Origin of the sequence: Neisseria animalis (genome assembly GCF_900636515.1) — a bacterium.
GTDB classification, from domain to species: domain Bacteria; phylum Pseudomonadota; class Gammaproteobacteria; order Burkholderiales; family Neisseriaceae; genus Neisseria; species Neisseria animalis.
This window is the reverse complement of the sequence record NZ_LR134287.1, coordinates 2,033,516-2,051,137: the sequence shown is the minus strand read 5'-3', so window position 1 is coordinate 2,051,137 and position 17,622 is coordinate 2,033,516. Positions and strand designations below refer to the sequence as shown.

At 52.2% G+C, this 17,622-nt stretch carries 14 protein-coding genes; 10 read left to right on the top strand and 4 right to left on the bottom strand.

What is annotated here, in order from left to right; all coding sequences use genetic code 11:
• Positions 1-55 precede the first annotated feature (55 nt).
• From EL111_RS09525 to EL111_RS09505, 5 genes are all read left to right on the top strand, one after another.
• Positions 56-847 carry a DsbC family protein gene (locus EL111_RS09525; protein WP_123795061.1) on the top strand — a complete coding sequence of 264 codons (792 nt, stop codon included), beginning with the start codon at positions 56-58 and terminating at the stop codon, positions 845-847.
• A 20-nt stretch (positions 848-867) separates the two neighbouring features.
• A complete protein-coding gene (locus EL111_RS09520) occupies positions 868-1,125 on the top strand; it encodes a hypothetical protein (RefSeq protein WP_123795060.1) in 258 nt (85 codons plus the stop codon).
• A gap of 437 nt (positions 1,126-1,562) precedes the next feature.
• Positions 1,563-3,734 carry a primosomal protein N' gene (locus EL111_RS09515; protein WP_123795059.1) on the top strand — a complete coding sequence of 724 codons (2,172 nt, stop codon included), beginning with the start codon at positions 1,563-1,565 and terminating at the stop codon, positions 3,732-3,734.
• Between the two features lie 321 nt (positions 3,735-4,055).
• Positions 4,056-4,787 (top strand): pyridoxine 5'-phosphate synthase, encoded by a 732-nt coding sequence (pdxJ, locus tag EL111_RS09510; protein ID WP_123795058.1) that lies wholly within the window; start codon positions 4,056-4,058, stop codon positions 4,785-4,787.
• A 297-nt stretch (positions 4,788-5,084) separates the two neighbouring features.
• On the top strand, positions 5,085-6,224 hold the full coding sequence (locus EL111_RS09505) for a THUMP domain-containing class I SAM-dependent RNA methyltransferase (RefSeq protein WP_123795057.1): 1,140 nt from the start codon (positions 5,085-5,087) through the stop codon (positions 6,222-6,224).
• 211 nt (positions 6,225-6,435) lie between these two features.
• Here EL111_RS09505 and EL111_RS09500 read toward each other — a convergent pair whose 3' ends face one another.
• The 3 genes from EL111_RS09500 to glnA form a co-directional block, all read right to left on the bottom strand.
• On the bottom strand, positions 6,436-7,425 hold the full coding sequence (locus EL111_RS09500; protein ID WP_231998447.1) for a glycosyltransferase: 990 nt from the start codon (positions 7,423-7,425) through the stop codon (positions 6,436-6,438).
• A gap of 398 nt (positions 7,426-7,823) precedes the next feature.
• Positions 7,824-8,864, bottom strand: a complete 1,041-nt coding sequence (gene aroG / locus EL111_RS09495) for a 3-deoxy-7-phosphoheptulonate synthase AroG (protein ID WP_123795056.1) — start codon at positions 8,862-8,864, stop codon at positions 7,824-7,826.
• Positions 8,865-9,134: 270 nt separating this feature from the next.
• Positions 9,135-10,553, bottom strand: coding sequence for a type I glutamate--ammonia ligase (glnA, locus tag EL111_RS09490; protein ID WP_123795055.1), 1,419 nt, complete (start codon positions 10,551-10,553; stop codon positions 9,135-9,137).
• Between the two features lie 218 nt (positions 10,554-10,771).
• Between glnA and aroE the strand changes: the two genes are divergently transcribed.
• The 3 genes from aroE (at position 10,772) to porB (ending at position 13,896) form a co-directional block, all read left to right on the top strand.
• Positions 10,772-11,584, top strand: a complete 813-nt coding sequence (aroE, locus tag EL111_RS09485) for a shikimate dehydrogenase (protein ID WP_123795054.1) — start codon at positions 10,772-10,774, stop codon at positions 11,582-11,584.
• Positions 11,585-11,658: 74 nt separating this feature from the next.
• On the top strand, positions 11,659-12,351 hold the full coding sequence (gene mtgA, locus EL111_RS09480; protein WP_123795053.1) for a monofunctional biosynthetic peptidoglycan transglycosylase: 693 nt from the start codon (positions 11,659-11,661) through the stop codon (positions 12,349-12,351).
• Positions 12,352-12,750: 399 nt separating this feature from the next.
• Complete coding sequence (porB, locus tag EL111_RS09475) at positions 12,751-13,896, top strand: trimeric porin PorB (protein WP_123795052.1); 1,146 nt, start codon at positions 12,751-12,753, stop codon at positions 13,894-13,896.
• A gap of 1,002 nt (positions 13,897-14,898) precedes the next feature.
• Here the strand turns inward: porB and fba are convergent.
• On the bottom strand, positions 14,899-15,963 hold the full coding sequence (fba, locus tag EL111_RS09470; protein ID WP_123795051.1) for a class II fructose-bisphosphate aldolase: 1,065 nt from the start codon (positions 15,961-15,963) through the stop codon (positions 14,899-14,901).
• 272 nt (positions 15,964-16,235) lie between these two features.
• Between fba and EL111_RS09465 the strand changes: the two genes are divergently transcribed.
• Complete coding sequence (locus EL111_RS09465; protein WP_123795153.1) at positions 16,236-16,664, top strand: acyl-CoA thioesterase; 429 nt, start codon at positions 16,236-16,238, stop codon at positions 16,662-16,664.
• A gap of 3 nt (positions 16,665-16,667) precedes the next feature.
• Positions 16,668-17,576 (top strand): tyrosine recombinase XerC, encoded by a 909-nt coding sequence (xerC, locus tag EL111_RS09460; RefSeq protein ID WP_123795050.1) that lies wholly within the window; start codon positions 16,668-16,670, stop codon positions 17,574-17,576.
• The last annotated feature ends 46 nt before the right edge of the window (positions 17,577-17,622 follow it).

The following is a 17,622-nucleotide window of genomic DNA, read 5'->3' as shown; positions in this document are numbered from 1 at the left end:
TTTAAAAGTAAATTTTGATACAATGACTGCTTTTCAAGAATATACGCAACCAAACATGAATAAAATCCTTACACGCACCGCACTCTCCCTGCTTCTGCTGCCGCTGGCCGCCTGCGGCAATGAAGGCAAGCCGGCTGCCGCCCCCGCCGCGCAAACCGCCGCCGTTTCGGGCAAGGCAGCCGACAAAAGCGTCGCCGAATCGCTGAAAGCCAAGCTGGAAAAAACCTATGAAAGTCAGGGTTTGAAAGTCATCAGCGTAGGCGAAACGCCGGTTGGCGGACTGTATGAAGTGGTGGTGAGCGGCAAACAGATTGTCTATACCGATGCGGCGGGCAATTATATGCTGGTGGGCGACTTAATCGACATCAACAGCCAAAAAAGCCTGACCGACGAGCGTGCTGCCGAATTGAACAAAATCGATTTTTCCAGCCTGCCGCTGGATAAGGCCATTAAAGAAGTGCGTGGCAACGGCAACTTGAAAATCGCCGTGTTCTCCGACCCCGATTGCCCGTTCTGCCGCCGTTTGGAGGCTGAATTTGCCAAGATGACCGACGTAACCATCTATACCTTCATGATGCCGATTGCCAGCCTGCACCCCGATGCGGCGCGCAAAGCGGAAATCATTTGGTGTCAGCCTGATCCGACCAAAGCATGGACCGACTGGATGCGAGGCGGCAAAATGCCGCAAGGCGAAGCAAATTGCGAAAATCCGGTAGCGGAAACCACTTCTTTGGGCGAGCAGCTGGGCTTCAACGGCACGCCGACGCTGGTGTTCCCGAACGGACGTACCCAAAGCGGTTACAGCCCGATGCCGATGTTGCAGGAAATCATCGAGAAAAACCAATAAGCCGACAGCAGGTAAGACACTTGCCGTCCGAACAGTCTGCCGGTGCCGCACCGGAATGGCCGATTATCAGGCATGATTTGCTTGAGATGGGCAACCGCCGCGCTAGGCAATATCGGCAGATTTTACCGTTCAGGCCGTCTGAAAAAGGTTGCAAGGAAACCGCCGGTTCCGCCAGCCTGTTTTCAGACGGCCTGAAATATTGGAATGAGTGTTTTGGGGTTTGTGTTTTGAAATGTGTATTTGAGGCGCGTGTATCGCATTGTCGAACCGCCGCATGAAACAAAGCAGCAAAGCCGAAGACGGTGCGGGCGTACGGGCTGCGGGTGTGCTGCTTCGGCATTTTATAGTCGAATAAAATAAGAATGAGACAAGGCAGCGAAGCCGCAGACAGTACACATAGTACGGCAAGGCAAAGCAACGCTGTATCATTCTTATTTTAAATGACTATAGTGACTCCACCTTTGAACCAAGTGCGGCAACACCGTATCATGCAGAGTTTAATGACGATATTGCCGAAACCAGCCGGAGCGCGGAAAAATATAGAACAATTTCCACGAATACCGGGGCAGGGCGGCAAACCGCAGACGGCACAAACCGTACCGCAAAGCGCGGCAATGCCGTTCCACACTCACGCGGAGCAACCATACCTTATCGGCACGCGTTGCCGTATCATGGGCATGATTGACGTTTCCCCTCAGAACATTGGCCGTATTTTATGATTTACCACCATATCGCTTTGAACGTACCGCTTTCGGACGGTATCTTGACCTACGCACACGACACGGCGTTGGCCGAAGGCGTGCGCGTGGTCGTACCGTTTCGCGGCAAACCGCAGACAGGCATCGTTTGGGCGACCGGCGTAACGCCCGACATCGATACGGCGAAAATCCGAAAAATACAGACGGCCTTTACCGCCGAACCGCCGTTGCCGGAGGCTTGGCGCAAGCTGATGGCTTTTGCGGCGCGTTATTATCATTATCCGCTCGGGCAGGCGGTTGCCGCCGCGCTGCCGCAGGGCTTGAAAGACGCCAAGCCTGTTGTGCTGCCCGAGCCGCCGCTGTTTTACGGTTTGAGCGAAACGGGCAGAATGCAAACGCCGCCGCCCGCACGTTTCCATAAAAAATCCGCGTTGTGGCAGGCGTTGGCCGATACGGACGGCCTGCCGCTGCCCGCGCTGAAACAGATTAACAGCCAAGCGGGAAAACTGTTGGAAGAATGGGCGCAGCAGGGGTGGATAACCGCCCAATCGGCGGCCAAACCCTTGCTCAGGCCGTCTGCATATTGCCTGAACGAAGCGCAACAAAACGCATCGGCCGAAATACAGACGGCATTCGGGCGTTTCCAACCGTTTTTGCTGTACGGCGTAACCGGCAGCGGCAAAACCGAAGTTTATTTTGATGTGATGGCAAAGGTTTTGGCAGCAGGCCGGCAGGTCTTGTTTTTGCTGCCCGAAATCAATCTGACGCCGCAACTGCTCAAACGCGTGGAAGCGCGGTTTGCCGATGTGCCGACTGCCGTGCTGCACAGCCAGACCGCGGCCGGCCGGCGCACGCAGGATTATTTGCGCGCCATGTTGGGGCAGGCGAAGCTGATTATCGGCACGCGCTTGTCCGTATTTGCGCCGCTGCCCGATGTCGGGCTGGTTGTGGTAGACGAGGAACACGATTCTTCGTTCAAGCAGGACAACGAATTGCGTTATCATGCGCGGGATTTGGCTGTTTGGCGGGCGAAGCAGGCAGCCTGCCCGATTGTTTTGGGCAGCGCTACGCCGAGTTTGGAAAGCTGGCACAAGGCGCAGAACGGCGCATACCGTTTACTGGAGTTGCCGCAGCGCGCCCACACCGCCGCCAAGCTGCCGCAGGTGGATATTCTGAATGTAGGCCGTCTGCAATTGGACAACGGTTTTTCGCCGCAGGCATTGTCGCTGATTCAGGAAAACTACCGCAACGGCGGCATGACCTTGGTGTATCTGAACCGGCGCGGTTTTTCGCCCGCGCTGTTTTGCGGAGATTGCGGATATACTTTCGGCTGCCCGAACTGCTCTGCCAAAATGGTGTTGCACCGCCGCGTGCGCCAATTACGCTGCCACCATTGCGACCACCGCGAACCCGTGCCGTATAAATGTCCCGATTGCGGCAATCAGGATTTGACCGCCGTCGGGCAGGGTACGCAGCGTGTCGAAGAAATGTTGAGAAACCTGTTGCCGCAGGCGGCAGTGGTGCGCGTGGACAGGGACAGTACCGCCCACAAAGACGATTGGGCGGAGCTGTACCGCCGTATCCGCGAAGGCGGCGTGGATATATTGGTCGGTACGCAGATGATTGCCAAAGGGCATGATTTCGCGCGCCTGAATCTGGTGGTGGTGTTAAATGCAGACGGCAGTTTGTACAGTTCTGACTTCCGCGCGCCGGAACGCCTGTTTGCCGAGCTGATGCAGGTATCGGGCAGGGCGGGGCGTGCCGATAAAGCCGGCAGGGTGCTGATTCAGACCCAGCTTCCCGAACACCCCGTATTTTCAGCGGTGAAGATGCAGGACTACCGCCTGTTTGCCGACAGGGAGCTGGCAGAACGCAAATTGTTCGACATGCCGCCGTTCGGCTTTCAGACCGCCATTCGCGCCGATGCGCCGAATGTGGCTCAGGCCATGGATTTTCTGAACGGTATCAAAGCCCTTGTCGAGCCGCTGCTGCCCGAAGGCGTTACCCAGTTTGGTGCCGCGCCCATGCTGATGGTGCGCCTTGCCGAGCGGGAACGCGCCCAAATTTTCTTGGAATCTTCTTCGCGGAAAAACCTGCATTATGCGTTGGATTTGTGGCTTCAGGTTTTGAAGCAGGACAGCGACCGTCATATCCGCTGGAGTGTCGATGTCGATCCGCAGGAAATGTAGCGTGGGCGGTGTTTGTTTGGCTGTTTGGTGTTTTATAGTCATTTAAAATAAAAATGATACAGCGTTGCTTCGCCTTGCCGTACTATTTGTACTGTCTGCGGCTTTGCTGCCTTGTATCATTTTTATAGTCATTTAAAATAAGAATGATACATCGTTGCTTTGCCTTGCCGTACTATGTGTACTGTCTGCGGCTTCGCTGCCTTGTCTCATTCTTATTTTATTCGACTATATTTTATTCGACTATATTGGCGGAAACGGCTGTATTTGCAGACGGCTTTTGTGCCACAATACGGGCATTGGATTTTATGGAAAGGACAAGCCATGCTGTTAGGTGTCAATATCGACCATGTCGCCACCCTGCGTAATGCACGCGGAACCACTTATCCCAGCCCGGTTGAGGCCGCGCTGATTGCGGAAACCCACGGTGCGGATCTGATTACCCTGCATTTGCGCGAAGACCGCCGCCACATCAAAGATGCCGATGTGTTTGCGGTGAAAAACGCGATCCGCACACGTTTGAATCTGGAAATGGCATTAACAGAAGAAATGCTGGACAACGCGCTTGCCGTGCAGCCGCAAGATGTCTGCATTGTGCCGGAAAAACGTCAGGAAGTTACCACGGAAGGCGGTTTGGACGTATTGGCGCAGCAGGAGAAAATTGCCGAATTTACGCAAACCCTTACCCGCGCCGGGATTCGGGTGTCTTTGTTTATCGATGCCGATGAAGCGCAAATCCGCGCGGCAAAAGAAGTCGGTGCGCCGGTGATTGAGCTGCATACCGGCGCGTATGCCGATGCGCCGAACCACGAAGAGCGCGCGCGGCAGTTGCGCCGGATTGAAGAGGGTGCGGATTTTGCAGACGGCTTGGGCTTGGTGGTCAACGCGGGGCACGGTCTGACGATACACAATGTTGCGCCGATTGCCAAAATTCCTGCCATTAAGGAATTGAACATCGGCCATTCGCTGATTTCCCAAGCGGTATTTTTGGGCTTGCCCGAAGCCGTCCGCCAGATGAAAGACGCGATGTTTAAAGCACGCCTTTTATCCGAATAGTATGCTCCGCGGCCGTTTGCCGTGGTTCACCATCAGACATTGCGGTTTGCTTGGTTTTTTATAGTCGAATAAAATAAGAATGAGACAAGGCAGCGAAGCCGCAGACAGTACACATAGTACGGCAAGGCAAAGCAACGCTGTATCATTCTTATTTTAAATGACTATATTTTTGTCCGGCCGCATATCCGATTTGCAGACGGCCTTTGGGCTTGAAATGCCGTCTGCAAAAAAGCGTATGCTGCGTTCGGACAGTCCGCTTGCAGGGTAAGCCTGCCTTTATCCGGAAAGTCACGAAACATGACCCAATACAGTTTATTTATTACTTGTCCGCGCGGTTTGGAAGCACCGTTGTCCGAAGAACTCTCCGGGCTTGACTGCACCGATATTCGGGCGGTGGACGGCGGTGTCTCCTGCAGGGGAACGATGGAGCAGGTGTACCGCATCAACCTTCATTCGCGCACGGCCAGCCGCGTTCTGCTGCGCTTGGGCAAAGGCGGCTACCGCAATGAAAACGATATTTACAAATTGGCGAAAAGCATTAATTGGTTCAACTGGTTTACGCTGGAGCAGACGTTTAAGGTCAAGGTGGAAGGCAAACGCGCCAATGTGAAAAGTCTGGATTTTATCGGACTGAAAATCAAAGATGCCGTGTGCGATGCGTTCCGCGATATTTATGATGCGCGGCCGAGTGTCGGCAAAATCCGCCCCGATGTGCGCGTACACGCTTTTATCGGCGAGCGCGATGTGCAGATTTTTATCGACACTTCGGGGGAAGCCCTGTTTAAGCGCGGATACCGCCAAGATACCGGCGAAGCACCGTTGCGCGAAAATCTGGCGGCGGGCTTGCTGCTGCTGGCGGGATACGACGGCTCACAGCCGTTTCAAGACCCGTTTTGCGGCAGCGGTACGCTGGCGGTGGAAGCGGCTTGGATTGCTACCCGCCGCGCGCCCGGGCTGATGCGCCGTTTCGGGTTTGAAAAATTGCAGAACTTCGATAAGGCAGCGTGGGTGGCCATCCGCCAACAGGCGCGCGAACAAATCCGTACCGCGCCGGTGCCCATCTCCGGCAGCGACAACGACCGCCAAATGATACGCGCGGCGCAGGCAAATGCCGAAGCTGCCGAAGTGGACGACATTATCCGCTGGCAGATGGCAGACGCTCAAGATGTGCGGCCAAATGGGGAAGGCGGCGTGATGATTTCCAATCCGCCTTACGGTGTGCGCTTGGCAGAAGTTCAGGCGTTGCAGGCGCTGTATCCGCAGCTTGGCTCGTGGTTGAAGCAGCACTATGCCGGCTGGCTGGTGGGTATGTTTACCGGCGATCGTGAAATGCCGAAATATCTGCGCCTGTCGCCCAAGCGTAAAATTCCGCTGTACAACGGTAATTTGGATTGCCGTTTGTTTCTGATGGATATGGTTAAAGGTTCCAACCGCTGATTTTTCAAGGTATAGTCATTTAAAATAAGAATGATACGGCGTTGCTTTGCCTTGCCGTACTATGTGTACTGTCTGCGGCTTCGCTGCCTTGTCTCATTCTTATTTTATTCGACTATAAAACAATCTTTTAAACCAAAAAAGGCCGTCTGCAAATTGCCTGTATGAAAGGCGGATTTTGCAGACGGCCTTTTTTAGCGGTTGCTGTTTCGGCTTAGAATGTTTGACGGAATACTTGGCGCAGCGGTGCCCAACTCGGTGCGGCTGTACCTCTTTTTTGTGCGCATAATGCGTTGAAAAACTCAAACAGGCCGTATAAATCAAGCGTAAAGTGATCGTTGAGCGATTGCTTGGCGTTCGGGTCGAGGGTGAAATATTTTCCGGTAATATTGTTCAGGCAGCAAAATCCCAATATCAATGTATTGATCCGCATTTGCGGCGTTAAGTCTGCATGGAGGATATAGCGGAGCATGGCGTTTTTAGTTTTGATGAAACCTGCAACGGCGCCGGCATCGTTTGCTTTGTTCATGGCGCTGTTTTGACGGTAGCGGTAGTAATAGACAATCTCGCTGCTTTCCATGATTTTGCATGGTGCGGCAGTTAAGGCTTGGACAACAAAGTATAAATCTTCGCCGTGGGTAAGGGTTTCATCGAAATGAAGTTGCTGGCGGCGCAGATATTCGATATCGAAAATATACGCCCAAAGCTCGACCAGAAAACGCTCTTTGGCAAGGGCTTCAACAAATTTTTCCGAGCCGGCGATCTCAAGCTGCTGGCTGCGCCCTTGCTTTTCTTTGTAGATTTCGACAAAGGCTTTTGAGGTGTCTTCCAATACGGGTGCAGGAACGATTTCGGACTGTTCCCAAACGGCAGGGGCTTTCAGCATGGCGACACCGTGTTCCTGCATATGCTGGATATAGGTTTGATACGCGCAGCCGGCCAACAGGTAATCGTCGGAATCGACAAACTGTACATAACGCCCTTTTGCCGCGCGCAAGCCTGCATTGCGGGCGGCGGAAACGCCTTGGTTTTGTTGCGTTAAGATGCGGATAAAGGGATAGCTGGCGGCAAACTCTGCCAGAATCTGACCGCTGGTGTCGGTAGAGCCGTCGTCAACGGCGATGATTTCTTTGCGGACGTTTTGAGCGATGATGCTGTTTAAGCATTGTGATAAATATTCTGCCGTGTTATAGACAGGTACGATAAAAGTTATATCATATTCTGGCTGGCTGGCTGGCTGGCTGGCTGGCTGGCTGGTGTCTTCATATGCGGTAAATTGTGTGATGGCGGGGTTGAGATGATGTTTGGTAAACGATTACCAAGCGCTTGTATTGAAGTATAGTCATTTAAAATAAGAATGATACAGCGTTGCTTTGCCTTGCCGTACTATGTGTACTGTCTGCGGCTTCGCTGCCTTGTCTCATTCTTATTTTATTCGACTATACAATATTGTACTTTATTTGATAAAAAATGTCGTCTGCATTTTCAGGCTGTTGTTTGAATTGCTTGAATTGGTTCGGGCGGTATGGTCGGGAAACGAAAGGCCGTCTGCAAATTGCATATTTGGCAATGTGCAGACGGCCTTTGTGTACTTGAAGAAGGTTATACGCGCGTGCGGTTGGCTTCGGCAAGCAATGCGAGCAGTTCTTCGGTGGTGTCCCAGCCGATACAGGCATCGGTAATGCTTTGGCCGTAGGTTTCGGGCTTGTCTTGGCGGCCTTCGACCAGATGGCTTTCTACCATGACCCCCATGATGTTGTCTTCGCCGTTACGCAGTTGGGCGGCAATGTCGGCGGCAACTTCCATCTGGCGCGTGTAGTCTTTACGGCTGTTGGCGTGGCTGCAATCGACCATCAGCTTGGGTGTAACGCCTGCTTTGGCAAGCTGTTCGGCTGCAGATTGGACGTGTTCCGCGCTGTAATTCGGCTCTTTGCCGCCGCGTAAGATAACGTGGCAGTCGGGGTTGCCGCTGGTGTGGACGATGGCGGAATGTCCGCTTTTGGTGACGGAGAGGAAGTGGTGGGGGTGGCTGGCCGCGCCGATGGCGTCAATGGCGATTTTCAGGTTGCCGTCGGTACCGTTTTTGAAACCGACAGGGCAGGACAAGCCGCTGGCCAGTTCGCGGTGGACTTGGCTTTCGGTGGTGCGCGCGCCGATTGCGCCCCATGAAATCAGATCGGCATAATATTGGGGCGTAATCATGTCGAGAAACTCGGTGGAGGCGGGCATGCCCATGTTGTTCAGGGTCAGCAGCAATTTGCGCGCTTGGCGCAGACCGAAGTTGATGTCGAAAGAACCGTCCAAATGCGGATCGTTAATCAATCCTTTCCAGCCGACGGTGGTGCGCGGTTTTTCAAAATAAACACGCATCACGATGAGCAGCTCTTTTTCGTATTTTTTTCTCAAGGTCAGCAGGCGTTGTGCGTATTCCAAGGCAGCTTCGGGATCGTGAATCGAGCAGGGGCCGATAACGACCAGCAGGCGTTTGTCTTTGCCGTGTACCAAATCGGCAATTTCGTGGCGGGTTTGGTGAACCAGCTCTGCCGCTTTTTCGCTAATCGGCAGTTCGTACAGGTGGGCAATCGGCGGCAGCAGTTCTTTGACTTCTTTGATTTTAATATCGTCGGTTTGGTAGCTTTGCATGGCTTGTCCTTATTCTGAATATGTGAACAGATTAACGGTTTTGTAAAAATTGAACAAGTGTTTTATCTGATGTTTGGCAATTTTATTTCAAAAAACTTTATTTATTTTATTTTTTAGATTTTAAATTTTAGTTTTTTATTTAAATTGGCATTTAATTCTTTTTAGTTGGGTGTTATGCCGTCTGCAAAATGCGGCGGGCAAAGAAAAAGCCGTCTGCAAAACCGGCAGATGCGGTTTTGCAGACGGCTTACCGGCATGAAACCTGTCGGTTTACAGGCTGTAATACATTTCAAATTCCAGCGGATGCGGAGCCATGCGGATTCGGCGCACGTCTTCTTCTTTGAAGGCGATGTAGCTGTCGATCCAGTCTTTGCTGAACACGCCGCCGCGCAGCAGAAATTCGTGGTCGGCTTTCAGGGCTGCCAGTGCTTCTTCCAAAGAGGCGCATACGGTCGGTACGAGTGCGTCTTCTTCCGGCGGCAGGTCGTACAGGTTTTTGGTTGCCGGATCGCCCGGGTGGATTTTGTTTTGGATACCGTCCAAGCCGGCCATCAGCAGGGCGGCAAAGGCCAGATACGGATTGGCGGTAGGATCGGGGAAACGCGCTTCGATGCGTCGGGCTTTAACGCTGTTGACCGACGGAATGCGGATAGAGGCGGAACGGTTTTTGGCAGAGTAAGCCAGTTTTACCGGTGCTTCAAAGTGCGGCACGAGGCGTTTGTAAGAGTTGGTGGAAGGGTTGGTAATCGCGTTCAGGGCTTTGGCGTGTTTGATGATGCCGCCGATGTAGTAAAGGGCGGTATCGCTCAGGCCGGCATAGCCGTCGCCGGCGAAGAGGTTCTGACCGTCTTTCCAAATGGATTGATGGACGTGCATACCGCTGCCGTTATCGCCCATGATGGGTTTCGGCATGAAAGTGGCGGTTTTGCCGAAGTTGTGGGCGACGTTTTGGATAACGTATTTCATGTCTTGGGTTTGGTCGGCACGTTTGACCAGCGTACCGAATTTGGTACCGATTTCCATTTGGCTGCCTGTACCGACTTCGCCGTGGTGGACTTCCACTTCGATACCGATTTCTTCCAAGATGTTCACCATGGCGGAGCGCAAATCTTGCCCCGAATCAACCGGTGCAACGGGCGAATAGCCGCCTTTTACCATCGGACGGTGGCCGGTGTTTTGACCGTCGAGGTGTTTGCCGCTTGACCACGCGCCGCTTTCGGAAGTGATTTCGTAGCGGGTTTTGTGCATGGCGGTTTCAAATTCTACGCCGTCGAACACGAAAAATTCAGGCTCGGGGCCGAAGAAGGCGGTGTCGCCGATGCCTGACGATTTCAAATAGGCTTCGGCACGTTTGGCAATGGAGCGCGGGTCGCGGTCGTAGCCTTGGCCGTCAGCAGGGTCGATGACATCGCAGGTGATGACAACGGTAGGGTCGTCGAAAAACGGGTCGATGAATGCGGTAGAGGCATCGGGGCGCAACTGCATGTCGGAAGCCTGTACACCTTTCCAGCCGCCCATTGAAGAGCCGTCGAATGCTTGGCCGTTTTCAAACCAATCTTCGGGGTCGTCGAGTACGATGCGGGCGGGGATGGTGAAGTGGTGCTGCTTGCCTTTTGTGTCGGTAAAACGCAAGTCAACAAAGCGGGCTTCGCTTTCTTCAATCAGTTTTACAACGTCTTTGATGGACATGGTGTCGCTCCTGATAAAGGGAATCTGGAAAGTGTTATTCTATCACGCTTTGCGCGGCGGTGCCGTCTGAAAATGCGCGGGAAGTCAGTCGGAAAATATAGTTTCCGCAGACTTGATTGTCAACAATTTTACATTTTGGCTATTGGGTTGAAAGCAAAGGACAAATCATCAAAATCCGTTATAATGGAATCTTTCGCCCAACACGGAATTTTGGAATCATGAAACAGAAACCGCGTTATGCCGTATTCGGTAATCCTGTCGCCCACAGCAAATCGCCGCAGATTCATCAAAAATTTGCGGAACAGGAAAATGTTGAAATCGAATATGAGCGTATTTTTGCCGAAATCGGCGGCTTTGATGAAGCGGCGCGGGCATTTTTTGCCGCCGGAGGGCTGGGAGCGAATGTAACCGTTCCGTTCAAACTGGATGCGTATCGTTTTGTGGACGAGCATTCGGACAGGGCTTTGGCGGCGGGTGCGGTCAACACCATTATTCCTTTGGGCGGCGGCAGATTCCGCGGCGACAACAGCGACGGAGTGGGTTTGGTCAACGATATTATCCACGCGCAGGGTGTGGAAGTTGCCGGTAAGAATGTGCTGCTGATTGGTGCGGGTGGTGCGGTGCGCGGTGTGATTCCCGTATTGTTGGAGAAAAATCCCGCTTCCATTGTCATCGCCAACCGCACTGATGAGAAAGCGCGGGAAGCGGCGGAGCGGTTCGGAATCGAATCTTTGCCGCTGGCGGAGCTGCCTGCCGCGCATTTCGATATTGTGATTAATGGAACATCGGGTGGTTTGAGCGGCGAGATACCGGCCGTTGCGCCGGAAGTGTTCGCGCAATGCAGCTTGGCTTATGATATGGTGTACGGTAAAGATGCTGAACCGTTTTTACAGTTTGCCCGATCTTCAGGTGCGGCGAAAACTGCAGACGGCTTAGGTATGCTGGTCGGGCAGGCGGCGTTTTCCTATTCGCTGTGGCGCGGGTTTGAGCCGGACATCAAGCCGGTGTTTGAATACATGAAAAGCCTGTAAGCCGTTTTTCACCACAAGCTACGGTATGCCGTCTGTTTTATTCCATTCTATTATATAGATACAGAAAGACCGCCATGCGTATTTTCAAATGGCTGCTTGCCCTCCCCATCGCTGCTTTTATCCTGTTTAATGCCTATGTGTACGGCAACATCATTACTTATCGCGCCGTTGCTCCGCACCAGACGGCATTCATGAGTATGCGAATGAGCCAGTTTGCCGAAGAAGGGCGGGATATAACGCTGGACTACCGCTGGACGGACTACCGCAGTATCTCAACCAATCTCAAAAAAGCCCTGATTGCTTCCGAAGATGCCAAATTTGCCGAGCATTCCGGTTTTGATTGGAACGGCATACAAAACGCCATCAAGCGCAACGAAAAAAGCGGCAAAGTCAAAGCAGGCGGCTCAACCATCAGCCAGCAGCTTGCCAAAAACCTGTTTTTGAACGACAGCCGCAGCTATATCCGCAAAGCAGAAGAAGCCGCCATTACCGCAATGATGGAGGCGGTTACCGACAAAGACCGTATTTTCGAGCTGTATTTGAACGTCATCGAGTGGGATTACGGCGTATTCGGAGCAGAAGCCGCCGCACAGAAATTCTACAAAAAATCCGCAGAGAAATTGAGCAAACAGCAGGCCGCCGCGCTGGCCGCCCGCGTTCCCGCGCCGTTGTTTTATGCCGACAATCCCAAAAGCCAACGCCTGAGGGGAAAAACCAACATCATCTTGCGGCGCATGGGCTCGGCGGAGCTGCCCGACGGCGGATAGCCGGAAAGCCGTCTGCAAATCCGATTTTGCAGACGGCTTTTATCGTTGAAACACACGAAGTGAAACCAAGTAACAAAGCCGCAGGCAGTAAAACACTACAGGGCGGCACACTTACCGCTTCGGCAGCTTGGACAAGCCTTTCCTTTGGCTAAACCGCAACAACACTGATTATTTCGTATGAAATGATGAATACGGAGCAGAGTAGGGTTTTGCGGTAAAAGTGTCGGAAAAAAACAACTGTTTTTCTTACCGCCGAACAGAAAAAGCCTTGAAAATTTGTTTTTTGAAAATAAAGCCACTATATTGACGGCATGAACCGCAGACAAAGAGCGGTGAATACAACAAAGCCGAAGCACACGTTGAGGCTTGTTCCACAAGTTTAAGAAAAGGATTACAGCAATGAAAAAATCACTGATTGCCCTGACTCTGGCCGCTCTGCCGGTAGCAGCAATGGCTGACGTAACCCTGTACGGTCAAGTAAAAGCAGGCGTTGAAGTATCTCAAACTAAAGTAGGTACTTACACTGTTGTAGACGTGAAGGAACGCGCAAACCGCAAATCTTCTACTGCTACTGAAATCGCCGACTTCGGTTCACGCATCGGCTTCAAAGGTCACGAGCACTTGGGTAACAACCTGAACGCCATTTGGCAATTGGAGCAAAGCGCTTCTATCGCCGGTACTGACGAAGGCTGGGGTACTCGTGAATCATTCATCGGCTTGGAAGGCAACTTCGGTAAAATCCGCGCCGGTAAGCTGGACACTGTTGTAAAAGACAGCGACGATGCGATTGATTCGTGGGAAGGCAACAACAACGCCCTGCACTTGGGTACTTTCAAACGCGTATCTGACCGTGAAGTATCTGTACGCTACGACTCACCTGTATTTGAAGGCTTCAGCGCCAGCGTACAATACGCACCGCGTGACAACCAAAACCCTGATGACAAACACACCCACAAAACTCCGAGCCGTGAAGCATACTTCGCCGGTTTGAACTACGAAAACTCAGGTTTCTTCGGCCAATACGCCGGTGGTTACCGTAAAAACACCAACGACAACCTGAAAGACGGTCAAGTACACCGCCTGACTGCAGGTTACGATGCCAACAACCTGTTGGTAGCTGTTTCCGGTCAATACACCAAAAACTGGCAAACTTACGGCGAATACGCAGAAACTTTGGCTAACGGTGCGGTAACTCCTAAAAACGCTGACAGCGTAAGCCACGCAGTATTCGGTTCAAACAAAACAGCAAAAGACGGCACTGCTAAAGACGGCAAAGGCGTACAAACCGTTGAAGTGGCTGCTACTGCCGCTTACCGTTACGGCAACGTAACTCCGCGTATCTCTTACGCACACGGTTTCAAAGCCAAAGTTGACGGCGAAAACGTAAAAGGCACTCAATACGACCAAGTAATCTTGGGTGCTGACTACGACTTCTCTAAACGCACTACTGCTTTGGTATCTGCCGGCTGGTTGCGTTCTGCTGAAGACGGTCCTCACAAAGTACAAACCGTTGCCGGTTTGGTTGGCCTGCGCCACAAATTCTAATCCGTTACGGATAGTCTGAAAAAAAGCCTGCTGCAAAGCAGGCTTTTTTACGTTTGATTGAAAAACACAACTCGAAAAAATACAACCTCAGACCACAATCCCAAAGCCGCAACGTATAGACAGCACCAAGAGTCCCTCAAACAATCAATCCTTATAGTCATTTAAAATAAGAATGATACAGCGTTGCTTTGCCTTGCCGTACTATGTGTACTGTCTGCGGCTTCGCTTCCTTGTCTCATTCTTATTTTATTCGACTATAGAAAATCACACCCTGAGACCTTTGCAAAAAAACAGGAAACAAACCAAAACCGATGGTAGGGGCGGGTTTTACACCCCCGAAAATTGAATACCTTGCAAAAGTTACCCCTTTAAAAAAGCCCAAGCAAACGGGCGGGGGTATAAGCCGCCGCTATAAGCTCTTGCAATGAATTTTGCAAAGGGCTCAACCTATTGCTTTTACAGCCGTTTCGCAAGGGCAATAAAGCATAGCTGTATTCCCCGCGCTGCCTGCGGTTTGCCGCCATGAACATCTGACGAAGCGATAGGGCTGAAACAACCATGTCGAAAATGCAGACGGCCTTTTACACCTGTTTGCGGTAAAAATATCCATAGCAGGCAGCCCATCCGCCTGAATACAAAAAACGATTCCAACCGACTCAGGCCGTCTGCAAAATACCGCTTACCGTTTCCAAATAGGGCGGCAAATCATAACGGCTGCACATATGGTTGTTCGTTGGATTGATACGATATTGTTGCGTGTTGTTGCACCATCTGTATGGTTTACAGCATTGCCGCTTGGTCTTGTTTTATAGTCATTTAAAATAAGAATGATACGGCGTTGCTTTGCCTTGTCGTACTATGTGTACTGTCTGCGGCTTCGCTGCCTTGTCTCATTCTCATTTTATTCGACTATATCATTTGCCAAGAAACAAGCCGTCTGCAAAATTCCCTGATTATCAAAGAATTTACAGACGGCCTGTTTGATTTCGGTATTCGGTCAGATTATTTTACGATTTGATCCAATTCGCCTTTGGCGTATTTGTCCGCCATTTTTTCCAGTGATACCGGTTTGATTTTCGAGGCTTGGCCTTCGCAGCCGAATGCCAGATAGCGGTCGAGACAGATTTGTTTCATGGCTTCGACGCTTTTCGCCAAATATTTGCGCGGGTCGAATTCGGCCGGGTTTTCCGCCATGAATTTGCGGATTGCACCGGTAGAGGCCAGACGCAAATCGGTGTCGATGTTGACTTTGCGTACGCCGTATTTGATGCCTTCGACGATTTCTTCTACCGGTACGCCGTAGGTTTCGCCGATGTTGCCGCCGTATTCGTTAATCACTTTCAGCCATTCTTGCGGTACGGAGCTGGAGCCGTGCATCACGATGTGTGTGTTCGGCAGTGCCTCGTGGATTTCCTTGATGCGGTCGATACGCAATACGTCGCCTGTGGGCGGACGGGTGAATTTGTATGCGCCGTGGGAGGTGCCCACCGCAATCGCCAGTGCGTCCACGCCGGTGTCTTTCACGAAGCGTACGGCATCTTCCACGCTGGTCAGCATTTGGTCGTGGCTCAGTTTGCCGACCGCGCCCACGCCGTCTTCCTCGCCTGCCTCACCGGTTTCCAAGTTGCCCAAAACGCCGATTTCGCCTTCGACGGAAACGCCGCATGCGTGTGAGAAATTCACCACGGTGCGGGTAACGTCGACATTATATTCGTAGCTGGAAGGCGTTTTGCCGTCGGCCATCAGCGAGCCGTCCATCATCACGGACGAAAAGCCGAGTTGGATCGAGCGTTGGCACACGTCGGGCGATGCGCCGTGGTCTTGGTGCATCACGACGGGAATGTGCGGAAATTCTTCGACTGCCGCCAAAATCAGATGGCGTAAAAACGGCGCACCGGCATATTTGCGCGCACCTGCGCTGGCCTGTACGATGACCGGCGCGTTGACTTGGTCGGCCGCTTCCATAATCGCACGCATCTGTTCGAGGTTGTTGACATTAAACGCGGGCAGGCCGTAGCTGTTTTCTGCGGCATGGTCGAGTAATTGGCGCATGGATACGAGAGCCATAAAAATCTCCTTGAGGGTGGATATTGAATCAATGCTGCCGCAAATTATAATGGTTTTCGGGCGAAAAAACTACATCACCCTACATTCATTTTATATGTTAATAATGTTCTTTTGAAATGAATTTTAGGCCGTCTGCAAAATGACGGAAAAGCGGTGTGGAAAATGAAAAAGGGCAGATTTGGCAGCCGGCGAGGTAATGCGGACGGCGCGAAATGAACGGGTAGGCTATAATGGAAAACTATATCAACTGTTTGGAAACATGGGGAGTGGCTGTGCCGCGTATTACCGTTTCTTTGCCTGAAAAAGTATTGTTCTCCGCCGATATTGCCGTGCAGGTCGGCGATTTGAATTACGGCAACCATTTGAGTAATGATGCCGTGCTGCGCCTTTGTCACGAAACCCGTTTGCGCTGGCTGGCGGCGGCGGGGTGGAGCGAGTTGGATGCGGGCGGCGCGGGGCTGATTATGGCGGATGCGGCGGTGCAATATCTGGCGCAGGGGCATTATGGCGACCGCTTGCGTGTGGAAATGGGTGCGGCGGAAATCGGCAGGGGCGGTTTTACATTGCTGTACCACATTACCCGTTTTGCAGACGGCATGAGCATTGCCCGAGTGCAAACCGGCATGGTGTGTTTCGATTATGCCGCGCAAAAAGTCTGCCGTCTGCCCGAAAAATTAAAAAATGTGTTGGAGGCCGTCTGAAAAATGAAGTTACCGGAGTTTACCGAACGCCAGCAGGCGTATCTGCTGGTTTTGCAGCAACAGGGCAAATCGGCACATACCGTTGCGGCATACGGGCGCGATTTGGCGCAGTTGAACCGTATGCTTGAGATAAAATCCAATGGAGATAGTGCGGATTTGGGGCGCGGTGATTTTGTGGCGGCATTGAAAAAATTGTCGCAACAAGGGCTGCATGAACGCAGTTTGGCGCGAAAATTATCGGTTTGGCGGCAATATTGCGCTTGGTTGGTCAGGCAGGGGGCGATGAGTGCCGACCCGACAGTGAATCTGAAAGCGCCGAAAGCCGGAGAGCGGCTGCCGAAAGCATTGCAGCAGGAACAGTTGAATCATATGCTCGACCAAGGCAGCGAAAACGAGCCGCTGGCGTTGCGCGATTATGCCGTTTTTGAGTTGTTTTACGGCAGCGGATTGCGCTTGAGTGAAGTGGTTGCGTTGAATTTGAATGATGTTTTGCTGGAAGAAGGTTGGGTAACGGTAACGGGAAAAGGCAACAAACAGCGGCAAGTACCGCTGGTCGGCAAAAGTATCGAAGCCATTCGCGCCTATCTGCCGCACCGTGCGGCGGTTGAAGGGGAAACGGCATTGTTTACCAACCAAAAAGGCGGACGGCTCGGGCAGCGGCAAATCCAAAAACGCTTGCAGACATGGGCGGCTGCCCAAGGCAACGGCCAGCATATTTCTCCGCATATGCTCCGCCACAGTTATGCCAGCCACTTGCTCCAAGCCTCGCGCGATATTCGGGCGGTTCAGGAGCTGTTGGGACACAGCAATCTTTCAACCACACAAATTTATACCAAATTGGATTTCGACCACTTGGCAAGAGTATACGACGATGCCCACCCCAAGGCACGGAAACGGAAGAAAACAGAGTAACGCTGCTGATTTGCCGCTTCCCTTTTTTCGGAAACCGCCCGAATCC

What these genes read in the sequence shown, in the direction of transcription:
- xerC (WP_123795050.1), top strand. Translation starts at nt 16,668, where the DNA reads ATGAAGTTACCGGAGTTTACCGAACGCCAGCAGGCGTATCTGCTGGTT.
- mtgA (WP_123795053.1), top strand. Translation starts at nt 11,659, where the DNA reads ATGCGTATTTTCAAATGGCTGCTTGCCCTCCCCATCGCTGCTTTTATC.
- EL111_RS09525 (WP_123795061.1), top strand. Translation starts at nt 56, where the DNA reads ATGAATAAAATCCTTACACGCACCGCACTCTCCCTGCTTCTGCTGCCG.
- glnA (WP_123795055.1), bottom strand. Translation starts at nt 10,553, where the DNA reads ATGTCCATCAAAGACGTTGTAAAACTGATTGAAGAAAGCGAAGCCCGC.
- aroG (WP_123795056.1), bottom strand. Translation starts at nt 8,864, where the DNA reads ATGCAAAGCTACCAAACCGACGATATTAAAATCAAAGAAGTCAAAGAA.
- aroE (WP_123795054.1), top strand. Translation starts at nt 10,772, where the DNA reads ATGAAACAGAAACCGCGTTATGCCGTATTCGGTAATCCTGTCGCCCAC.
- pdxJ (WP_123795058.1), top strand. Translation starts at nt 4,056, where the DNA reads ATGCTGTTAGGTGTCAATATCGACCATGTCGCCACCCTGCGTAATGCA.
- EL111_RS09505 (WP_123795057.1), top strand. Translation starts at nt 5,085, where the DNA reads ATGACCCAATACAGTTTATTTATTACTTGTCCGCGCGGTTTGGAAGCA.
- porB (WP_123795052.1), top strand. Translation starts at nt 12,751, where the DNA reads ATGAAAAAATCACTGATTGCCCTGACTCTGGCCGCTCTGCCGGTAGCA.
- EL111_RS09515 (WP_123795059.1), top strand. Translation starts at nt 1,563, where the DNA reads ATGATTTACCACCATATCGCTTTGAACGTACCGCTTTCGGACGGTATC.
- fba (WP_123795051.1), bottom strand. Translation starts at nt 15,963, where the DNA reads ATGGCTCTCGTATCCATGCGCCAATTACTCGACCATGCCGCAGAAAAC.